We start from the raw sequence: 10590 nt of genomic DNA, 5'->3' as shown, positions 1-10590 counted from the left end.
GCAAACTCCGAAAAAGGAGTAAGCCTGTCCGTTTTTTATATTGCTGATTTAAGGCAACACGATTTTCGCTTAAAAATTTTTCCGCCAGACAGAGGGTGCAAGCAGAATCAGCAGAGGCAGACATTCCAGACGACCCAGGAGCATGTCTGCCGTCAGTACGACCTTGGAAAAATCCGATAGGAAAGAAAAATTCTCCATGGGTCCCACCTGGTTCATGCCGGGGCCGATGTTGTTCACACAGGTGGAAACTGCCGAGATCGTTGTCCCGAAATCCAGATCGTTCAGGGACAGCAGGAGCATGGATGCCAGTACAATGCCCAGATACAGGATCAGATAATGGACAACGCCATACACAGTTTCCTCATTCATGGTCTTGTCGTCGGATTTTACAAGGCTGACGGAGTTGGGGTGGAGCATCTTCCGCATGGACAGAGCGCCGCTTTTGCAGAGGATCACGAACCGCTGCACCTTGAATCCGCCGCCGGTGGAACCGCCGCAGGCACCGATATACATCAGGATCAGCAGCAGCATCTGGGAGAACATAGGCCACTGGTTATAATCCGCCGTGGCAAAGCCGGTGGAGGTCATAATGGATGCCACCTGAAAGACTGCATACCGGAAGGTCTTTCCGATAGTCTGGTAGAGCGAGTGGGTATTTGCCATGATCAGCAGGGTGAAAACGGCAAAGATGCCCAGATACACTTTCAGTTCTGTATTTTTGCGCACTTCCCGGAAACGCCGGATGAGGATGAAGTAATACAAGCTGAAATTCACGCCGAAGAGCAGCATGGTTACTGTTGCAACGCCTTCCAGATAAGGGGAATTGTAGAAGGCAATGCCATCGTTTTTGATGCTGAAGCCGCCTGTTCCGGCAATGCCCATGGCGTGGCAAACGCTGTCAAAGAGGGGCATTCCGCCGACTGCCAGGAGTATCGTGGTCACAATGGTCAGCCCTGTATAGATCAGATACAGATACATTGCCGAATTTTTTCCCTTTGGCACAAGCTTGCTCACCTGGGGACCGGGGCATTCCGCACGCATGAGATAGAGGGCGTGGCTGGAGGACGGCATAATGGCAATGGCAAGCACAAGAACCCCCATGCCGCCTACCCAGTGGGTAAAGCTGCGCCAGAACAGCATGCCCTTCGGCAGGGCTTCAATGTCCGTCAGAATGGTGGAGCCGGTTGTGGTGAAGCCGGAAACGCTTTCGAACACTGCATCGCAGAAGCTGGGAATACAGCCGCTCAGATAGAAGGGGAGTCCTCCTGCAACGGAGAACAGTACCCACAACAGTGCTGCAATGACCATGCCCTCCCGGGCGAACATGTTTTTATTTTTGGGGCGAATCAGCGAAAAGGGCAGGGAAACCGCCGCCACACAGATGCCCACAAGCAAAAAAACGCCGGCACAGAAATATTCCCGGAAATAGAGGCTCACTGCTGCCGGTATCAGAAACAGTGCCGAGCCGATCAGCATTGCCCTGGATAAGTAATGAAATACAATCCCTTTGTTCATCTCGTACCGCCTAATTCAAAATATCCTTGAGACCAGAGAACCGATGTCCTTTGGAGACAATGACAACAGAGTCGCCCATTTCAATGGCATCGTTGCCGTCCGGTATGATAATTTCACGTTTCCGGATAATGGCACAGAGGAGAATATTTTTCTTCAGCTGTACCGCATGAAGGGGCACGCCCACCAGACCGGGAATCCGGTCTTTGACACGGAATTCGATTGCCTCCACCTGGTTTCCCACCAGATGATACAGAGATTCGATCTCGCTGCCGGCGGCATTTGCCAGAGAGCGCACATAGCTCACCACATTGCTGGTGGTCAGATATTTCGGAGAGATCACACAGTCCAGCCCCAGCTCTGACGCAAGGGCAACGTAATTATCCCGGTTGATCTTTGTCACGACCTTTGCGTTGGTGCAGTCCTTTGCGAACAGGGAAATGACCATGTTTTCCTCATCGATGCCTGTGAGTGCCACAAAAGCGTCCACATCCTGCACGCCCTCTTCCACCAGCAGATCCTGGTCGGTGCCATCGCCGCAGATGACAATGGCTCTGGGCAGCAGCTCTGCCAGCTTCATGCTGCGCTGGCGGTCTTTTTCCACGATCTTCACCTTCATGCCCATATTCAGCAGCTGTCTTGACAGATAATAGCACACACTGCCGCCGCCTACGATCATAACGGTCTTGACCTTGTTTTTCATAAAACCGCTGGCACGGAAAAAGCGCTCGATATTTCTGTGAGAAGCTGCCACATGGATCCGGTCGCCGGGACGCAGGGAGAAGTCACCGCCCGGGATATAAACTTCATCTTCACGCTGTACCGCACAGATCAGGAATTTCGTCTTGACTTTTTTGTACAGTTCCTGAAAGCTCAGCCCGTCCAGCCACTGAAACTGGGGCAGACGATATTCCACCAGTTCCAGCTTACCCTTTCCGAAAACCTCCACCTTTGCCGCAGACGGGAACACCAACACACGCATGATCTCATCTGCTGTGGCAAATTCCGGGTTAATGACCATGGACAAGCCCAGATCCTCCCGGATGAGGTGCATCTGCTGGTAATACTCCGGCATCCGCACACGGGAAATGGTCTTTTTTGCGCCCAGGCGTTTCCCGATGAGACAGCAGAGGATATTCAGTTCGTCATAGGGTGTCGCGGCGATCAGAAGCCCTGCTTTATTGATACCTGCCTCCATCTGCGTCTCCGAGGTCGCACCGTTTCCCTCAATGCACATGACATCCAGCATGTTCTGTGATTTGCGTAAAGGTGCTTCTGCATTGTCAACAACAGTAACATCATGCCCTTCCCGCACCAGGGCAGAGGACAGGTTGCTGCCGACCTTTCCGTTTCCGATAATCACGATTTTCATAATCATTTCACCCTACATCATTGCAACATCATTTTTTCGACATATTTTCAATGCCTATTATAGCATGCTCAGCAAAAAAAGTCAATCATATTGACAGAAAAACGCATCCATTCTGCCACGTGGATGCGTTTTTTGATGTATTTACGACTTGTCCGAAAAAACGGTATCTCTAAGCTGCTGCTGTGCCGCTGCAAAATCCACCTGCAATACCGATTCGCCGCCGATATCCGCAGGACTGAAGGTGCCGTCTGCGGGGATACGCTGCTGCGCCATGTCATAGCTGATCAGCTTGAATGGCGTTGTTACAGCGTATCCATACAGTGCGCCCACAGAGAGATTGGTGGTCATTTTCGGCAGTGCCGACATACAGATGGATGCCAGCCGCAGGGGATTCTTTTTTGCCTTTTCCATGACCTGCTGCATCACCGTCCGCTGGCGCTCGGTACGTTCAAAGTCTGCATTTCCCACATAGCGGATACGGCTGTAGGACAGCGCCTGTTTGCCGTCCAGCGTCAGTGTGCCGCCGCTGTCCAGCAGATCGTCCTCCCGGTCGTCGCCCATGATCTCATTGACCTCGCTGATGAGGATCTCATTGACCGCCTGGGCTTCTTCGTCGGAAATCGTCAGCTCCACGCCGCCCACAGCGTCGATCATCTCCGCACAGGCGGCAAAGGTGATCATGACATAATCGTCAATGTGTACATCATAGTTGGATTCCAGGGTATCCATGAGCAGTTCCGGGCCGCCGTAGGAATATGCCGCATTCAGCTTTCCGCCGCCGTTTCCGGGAATATCCACATAGGCATCACGCATAAAAGACGTCATGTAGATCTCCTTGGTTCTGGAATTCATGGAGACCAGGATCATGGAATCCGACCGTCCTCGTTCCTGTTCCGGATCTCTTGTATCCGTGCCGATGACCAACACATTTTTCACATAGGAGGCGTCCAGACTGCCGCTTGTGACACTGCGTTCTCCGGTGGAGACACGGTTCATTCCCAGAATGCCCACCATAGCGATTGCCGAATACAGCAGAAACAGCGCCACGATCAGGGTGAGCACAAGCTTCACAATACGTCCTAGCAGGGATGTTTTCTGCCGGCGGCGAGGTGCGCTTCTCTGCCGGGGTACAGGCTCCGGTGCACTTTGCCGGGGCTGTCTTGGCGGCGGGCTCTGTCTCGGGGGAGCAGACCGTCCGGCGGGCTGGCTCTGTCTCTGGGGCTGGCGATAGCCGGACGGTGCCGATTGTCTCTGCTGCGGCGGACGCTGTCCGGCGGCAGACCGGTTTTGCTGGGGCGGTCTCTGTCCCGGTGCCGGCTGGCGGTACTGGGGATGGGGCGCATTGCTGGAGCGAGGATGATTTCCCTGTGCCGGACGGCTCTGCTGTCCATAGCCGCCGGGGGCACTCTGTCGGGGACGCTTCCCCTGAGGATAACCGCCTTGTCCATAGCCGTTCTGGGGGTATGGCTGTTGCGGATAGCCGTTTTGCGGATAACCATTCTGGGGGTATCCGTTCTGAGGGTAACCGTTTTGTGGATACCCATTCTGTCCTGCCTGACGCCGTACCGATCTGGCGTTCAGCTGCTGTGTATCGTACTGATCCGTGGGCTTTCCGGATTCTGCCGCACGGAAAAACATGGTTTCTTCTCCGTCTGTGTTGTCTCCGTTTTTGTGATATTTGTCCATATTCAGACTCCTTTCCGTGGGTCAGTTTCGTTCAGACAAATTCGGAAAATATTTTCTGCCTTTTTTATTTCATCGAATCCGCACCGCAAGCGCCGTGATTGCCGTAAGGATCAGATGATACGCAAAGAAAAACTGCGCTGTCATCTCACCATAGGCTCCGGTGACAATATGTATCATCGCCAGGGACAAGCCCAGAAGTGCCGATACGATCTGCAAAATCACACCGATCACTGCCGCGCGTCTCACCCGGCGTGCACCCAGCAGCAGTCTTGCCGCACCAAAGCCCTTGCCACCCACGGTCATAGAAGCACTGACACAGCCCAGATCGGCTGTCTCCCGCTGGAAGAGATTGTGCATAGACGTGGGAATGATCTTCATGAGATGCTCCGGGAAATCGAACAGCGATGCCAGACGGCGCAGGGAGACGGAGCTGTCCACACTGCGGATCACCAGCGCAATGCGTTCCTGGCGCAGTGCCTGCATCTGCCGGCGTACCATGGGGTCGGCAGTGATGCGGATGGAAAACATGGCGGAAAGCACACCGCTGACAGAGAGATACAGCACATCGCCGTTGCCCTCTGCAAGCTCTGTTTCCCTCGTCTTAGTGGGAAGTCCCTCAATATTGTGATTCGCCATCATTTCCCTGCCGCCGAAGAGTACCCGGCGGTTGGCGATCCAGCCGCACAGCCCCAGTCCGTCCTCGCAGACGAATTCCTCGACTTTGCGCAGTGCCTCATGATCGGGAATCATCTCTGAAAATGCGCTTTGCAGTATACTTTCTGCATGATCCACCAGACTGGCGGCATCCAGCAGGACATCATCCATTTTGGCACCGGAGAACACCTTCATTCCCTGGATCTGCACCGAGCCCTTGGGGAACAAGTCGGTCGCCTCCACCAGCATGGCGTTGGTATCAAAGAAATCATCCACACTCTGGTACCCCAGCATGGCGCTGTCAGAGGCCGCTGCCATTTTGGATTCCCGTTCCAGGGGGAGATTGACCACCAATGCGCTGGCAACACAGCAGCCGGCTGTCATGAGCATGGTCAGTACCGAGAACAGAAAGCTCAGCCAGAGCATACTGAATGACGTTCCCATGCGGATCAGGGTCATGCCCACTGCCACTACCAGTGCGAACCCGGCACAGACCGGCGTCATGGGACGGCACAGGGCATCTGCCATATCTGTGGAATATGTATAGCGCAGAATATCGCAGAGAGAATCTGCCTTGCGTACCGCCGTCACAATGGGGAAATCGTTGAGCACGCCCCGCGTCAGCAGCTCCGCCGTTTCCTCCTGAGAAACATAGGAGAGCACACGCTTCTGCCCGGAACGGGAGATCACGTTGCAATTGCGCAGGGCACGCCGCACCACCAGAAGCCGTCCGATGGCGTTGCAGAACAGCGCCAGCAGTGCACAGGGCACATAGAGATGCACCGTCTCCTCCGCCAGTACCGATGGCGAAATCACTGCGCAGATCGCCCCTGCCATTGCCGGCAGGAGCGGCAGTACTGCCATGCTGTCACTGTCTGCATGAAAACGCAGAAAATTCCACAGCCCGTTTTTGACTGTGGGAAATGCCACGCCCAGACCCATTGCAGCTAAGAGCAGTTCCGTGACGGCATAGCCCCGGGGTGTCAGCAGCTGGGTCAGTGCACCGCCGCCAATGGTCTCGCTCAGCGCCATGATACCGCTGAGAATGGTCAGAAGCAACAGGGCGAGAAAACGGAAAAATACCACATTCCGCAGGCTGTCCAGTTCCTTCCGTATGGATTCCACATCGTCTGGCTTCTGCCCCTGGGCATCCTCGCCGAAGGCGTGGCTGCGCACACGCTGGCGAATGGCACGGAACTTTCCCGTCTCCTGTTTTTCCTGATAATAATACCCCTGATCCTCTTCCCAGTGTCGCCGGGAAGAAGGCGCCTGTTCGCCGGTGCGGAATTCGCTGATCCGCTGAAATTCACCGGTCACAGATTCCTTGGCGTAGGATGCGTCTGCCGTTCTGCGCCGTCTCTTCCGGCTTTTTTCCTTGGCACGGGTGGAGTCCTGCATCTGCCGGATGCTGGGACGATGCTTTTCCCCATCAAAGGGCGTTTCTTCCTCCGGTTCCAGAAGCTTCACAGCGCCGTCATAGGCTTCGTCACTGCTCTCCGGATAGGCGGTGTTATAATTTTTCGCCCCGGCGGCATTGACAAAGGACACATTTTCCCGGCGCAGCTGCTGTGTGGGAAAGCGCTCCCGGAGCACCGGTGACGCCGATTCATACCGCGCCGCCTGCGCCGCCTTGTTTGCCTTGATGTGGGAAATGGTGGACTTGATATCCACCAGTTCCTCCTGCCCCTCCTGGGGTTCTTCCGGAATCACTGCACGATAGCCGGCATTTGCCTGATGCAGGGGACGGCTGGAAGTTGCCGCTGCCACCAGCTTTTCTGTCTCCAGCGTGCCGTGAGAAAGGGGCTGTTCCTCTGTCCGACGGATGCCGGAGCGTTTTCCGTCGGCGCTGTATTCGTTGAGGATCTCTTCCAATGTAAATTTACGATCTGCCATAGTTTCTCCTGTTGAGTCAGTTTTCTGAAAAAGAAAATCGGCTCTTATGTACCCGGCGCCATTCGCTGGCGCACTGCTTCATACAAAAAGATACCTGCCGCCACAGAGGCATTCAGGGAATTGACCTTTCCGCGCATGGGCAGGCTCAGCATTCCATCGCATGTCTCGCTGACCAGCCGGCTCATACCAAAGCCCTCTGAGCCGATGACAAAGGCTGTACCGCCGGTGAAATCGGTCTCTGTATAGGACGTGCCGGCGGCGTCTGTCCCGTAGATCCAGACGCCGTGTTCCTTGAGTGTCTCCATTGCTGCCACCAGATTGGGAACACGTGCCACCGGGAGCCAGCTTGCTGCGCCGGCAGAGGTCTTTCCCACGGTCAGGGTCAGGGATGCGCTGCGGCGTTTCGGGATAATGACGCCGTGAGCCCCAGCCGCTTCTGCGGTACGGATAATTGCTCCCAGATTGTGGGGATCCTGGATGCCGTCGCAGAGTACCAGCAGCGGCGGTTCACCCCGGTCTGCGGCATTCTGGAGCAGTTCCTCCAGGGAGACATACTGTCCGCAGGCACCCTCAGCCGCAACGCCCTGGTGTACCGCACCGCCGGTGAGCTGGGACAGCTTTGCATCTGTGACCATCTTCACGGGAATGCCCCGGTCTCTGGCAAGGGAAATGATCTCCTGCAGACCGCCGCTTTCCTGGCTGACATATATGGTATCCACCGCCGCACCGCTGCGCAGTGCTTCCATCACGGGATTGCGTCCGGCGATCCGTTCGTTTTCGGACGCTTCCTGGGGACGGGGTGCCCGGTGTTTCTGTGATTTTTTCTGACTCATTGCCTTCCTCCTGGGTTCATTCATGCTGTCCGATTCCGCAAAAGATCTGCTTTCCCGGACGTTCTTTTCCATTATAGCATGACTTTCGCAAAAAAACAAGCGCAATTTGACGTATCTCACAGAAATCAATTTTATGGCAACACCGCACAAAGATTGTGCGGTGTTGCCTTATTTCCATTATCGCACCAAGAAGCAGACCACTGCTGTTCCCACACAGCTGAGCAGCACCAGCAGCAGAGAGCGCAGCCAGGCACGCCTGCCGGATCTTGCCGGAGCCGCCTCCATGAGCAGTGCATCTGCATCCGCCTGGGACAGCTGCTGGGGCAGCTGGGTGATGCCCGGCTTGAGATAAAAGACCGCCCGTTCAAAGTACAGGCTGTCCGGATGATTCACTTCGATGATCTTCTTCTGCACGCCCTTTACCATATGCACTTCCTCCTGTTTGCCTTAGGGCAACACCACACAAAGAGCGCCTATCGGCTTTGCACGGTATTGCCTTAGATTTCAGTAGGAGTATGTGCACTTTGTGAAAGCTTCAAACAGGAAAAACCTGATTTTCCACAAAAAGCGGTTTTTCGACGGCGATAGTTGTGGAAAACTCTGTGGAAACAGTGGAAAATCCATTGTATTTTCCAATCCCTTTCCCCTTGTGGAATCCTGTGGAACGATTCCGGTGGGATATCATATTTTATTCAAATTTAAGTGCTGTCAGAGGCATGGCAAGAGTATCTGTCCGGAAAGGTGCTGCCGGAATGCCGTTTGTGCCGAAAAGTGTCACGGCACCATAATTCACCCAGTTATAGCGCACGAAGCAGGGCGCCGGAACTGCATCGCAGGTCAGGTGTACTGCGTTGCCGTCCAGCACCGCCTGTGCCGGATGATATACCCCATCCCCACCGGCAAGCTCAAAGCCTGTGGGGTCGCCGTGCCACTCCATGCCCTGCTGGGCATGGTCAAACCAGACGGTCATGGTATCCCCGGAGACTGCACTGCTGCGGTACATAGGACCAAACGCTGCCAGATCCCGTTCACCGTACACCAGATGCCGTGCCAGCAACGCCAGGCGGTGTCCCACCGGATGCTTGTCCGTGGGATGGATATTCCCAAGCTCGCCGCAGTCCAGAATCACTGCAATGCCAGTATTTTTCACCGTGCGGTAAACACGCATCTGCGCCTCCCGGAGTTTGCTCCAGGTGCCGTTTTCCGGGGCATCCTCATAGGCGAACATGGGCAGCTGCACCAGCAGGAAGGGCAGGGAATCGTCCTCAAAGTCCTGCCGCCAGCGAGAGATCATGACAGTCAGCAGTGTGGCGTAAGTATCGGGACGGTGGTCATCATTTTCGCCCTGATAATAGAAAAAGCCACGGAGGGTATAGGGTGCCACACGCTTGAGCATGGTGTGATACATACCGGACGGACGATAGGGGCTTTTCACACCCATAGGCCCCGGCCAGCGGTTTTCACCGCAGCGGCGGATAACTTCGTCCCACTTCATATTGCCGTCCTCCTGGTAGCACTGTTCCATGCGCTTTGTCCAGGCGGTGTGATATTCCACATATTCGTCATAGGCGGCAATCATTTCGGCATCGGTCTTGCCCTGAACGGCTTCACGGTAATCGTCCAGATAGGCATGACCTGCGGCGTGTGCCTGCAGATCCGTCTCCGGCATCCAGCAGCTCACGGAAGAACCGCCGAAGTTACAGCCGATAATGCCCACAGGAACACCCAGCTTCCGCACCAGTTCCTTTGCCGCCAGGTATGCCACAGCCGACCAGGTGCCACAGGTTTCCGGCGAAGCCGTCTGCCAGCAGCTGTTCTGGAATTCTTTTTCATAGGCTGCATCCACAAAGGTATTCCGGGGCACCTGGAAACAGCGCACGCCGGAATCTGCACAGTGTTTCAGTTCCTCCGCTCCGCCCTTGGCATCTTTCAGCATAAATTCCATGTTGGACTGTCCCCCGGCAAGCCAGACCTCGCCGAATGCCACGTCTGTGAAAGTGCGGTCGTTGACTGTCAGGGTACAGTCTGTACCGCCGCTGGCAGGCGGCAGAGTTACACGCCATGTTCCGTCCGGGGCAACTGTTCCGGTGGCGGAGCGGCTGCGCTCCGGTACAGATACGGTCACAGTCTCGCCGGGCGTTCCCGTGCCGAACACGGCAATGTTTTTGTCACGCTGCAGGATCATATGGTCAGAAAAAATTGGAGCACAATGAATCATTTTCAGATCTGCCTTTCTATATGTTAGATGAAACCATTATACTCAGATTTTCAGGGGATGTCAAGGCGGCATCTTGCAAAAAACGGTTTGTCTATCTGTGGTACGATTTTTTTGCTACGGTTTTCTTTTTCCCCCGCTCCCCTTGTACTAATCTCTGATCAGTTCCATGAAAAGATACGCCGACAGGCATTCGCTGATCAAGGAAAACGTCCGCAGGCAGGCTGTCGCCTGTTTCGGTTTGCCTGGGGCAACACCGCATAAAAAGATTGGCAGCGTTGGGTATCTCCTGTACGGTGTATTTCCTCTACAGCAGATACAGGTGTATCCCATGCAGGAGAGATCAGTATCTCCCATACGGTTGACCAAGAAAGAAACAATAAAAAGAAACATAAGAAAGAAACATACTGCACATGTGCATGCTA

7 protein-coding genes are annotated in these 10590 nt (G+C 54.8%); all 7 read right to left on the bottom strand.

Annotated features, from left to right (window positions below):
- Positions 1-69: 69 nt before the first annotated feature.
- Positions 70-1515 carry a TrkH family potassium uptake protein gene (locus Q0418_RS10075; RefSeq protein ID WP_298484006.1) on the bottom strand — a complete coding sequence of 482 codons (1446 nt, stop codon included), beginning with the start codon at positions 1513-1515 and terminating at the stop codon, positions 70-72.
- Between the two features lie 10 nt (positions 1516-1525).
- Positions 1526-2884, bottom strand: coding sequence for a Trk system potassium transporter TrkA (trkA, locus tag Q0418_RS10070; protein ID WP_298484005.1), 1359 nt, complete (start codon positions 2882-2884; stop codon positions 1526-1528).
- A gap of 141 nt (positions 2885-3025) precedes the next feature.
- Complete coding sequence (locus Q0418_RS10065) at positions 3026-4570, bottom strand: LCP family protein (protein ID WP_298484004.1); 1545 nt, start codon at positions 4568-4570, stop codon at positions 3026-3028.
- Between the two features lie 69 nt (positions 4571-4639).
- Positions 4640-7117 carry a hypothetical protein gene (locus tag Q0418_RS10060; protein ID WP_298484003.1) on the bottom strand — a complete coding sequence of 826 codons (2478 nt, stop codon included), beginning with the start codon at positions 7115-7117 and terminating at the stop codon, positions 4640-4642.
- Between the two features lie 44 nt (positions 7118-7161).
- Positions 7162-7950: a 23S rRNA (guanosine(2251)-2'-O)-methyltransferase RlmB gene (gene rlmB / locus Q0418_RS10055; RefSeq protein ID WP_298484002.1), complete on the bottom strand. Its 789-nt coding sequence runs from the start codon at positions 7948-7950 to the stop codon at positions 7162-7164.
- 177 nt (positions 7951-8127) lie between these two features.
- On the bottom strand, positions 8128-8376 hold the full coding sequence (locus Q0418_RS10050) for a hypothetical protein (RefSeq protein ID WP_295216813.1): 249 nt from the start codon (positions 8374-8376) through the stop codon (positions 8128-8130).
- Positions 8377-8638: 262 nt separating this feature from the next.
- Positions 8639-10168, bottom strand: coding sequence for a sialate O-acetylesterase (locus Q0418_RS10045; protein WP_298484001.1), 1530 nt, complete (start codon positions 10166-10168; stop codon positions 8639-8641).
- Positions 10169-10590 lie beyond the last annotated feature (422 nt).

The sequence above is a fragment of the uncultured Ruminococcus sp. genome, assembly GCF_937915125.1.
GTDB lineage: Bacteria > Bacillota > Clostridia > Oscillospirales > Ruminococcaceae > Ruminococcus_C.
The sequence above is the reverse complement of the archived record's forward strand: the minus strand, read 5'-3'. Positions and strand labels throughout refer to the sequence as shown.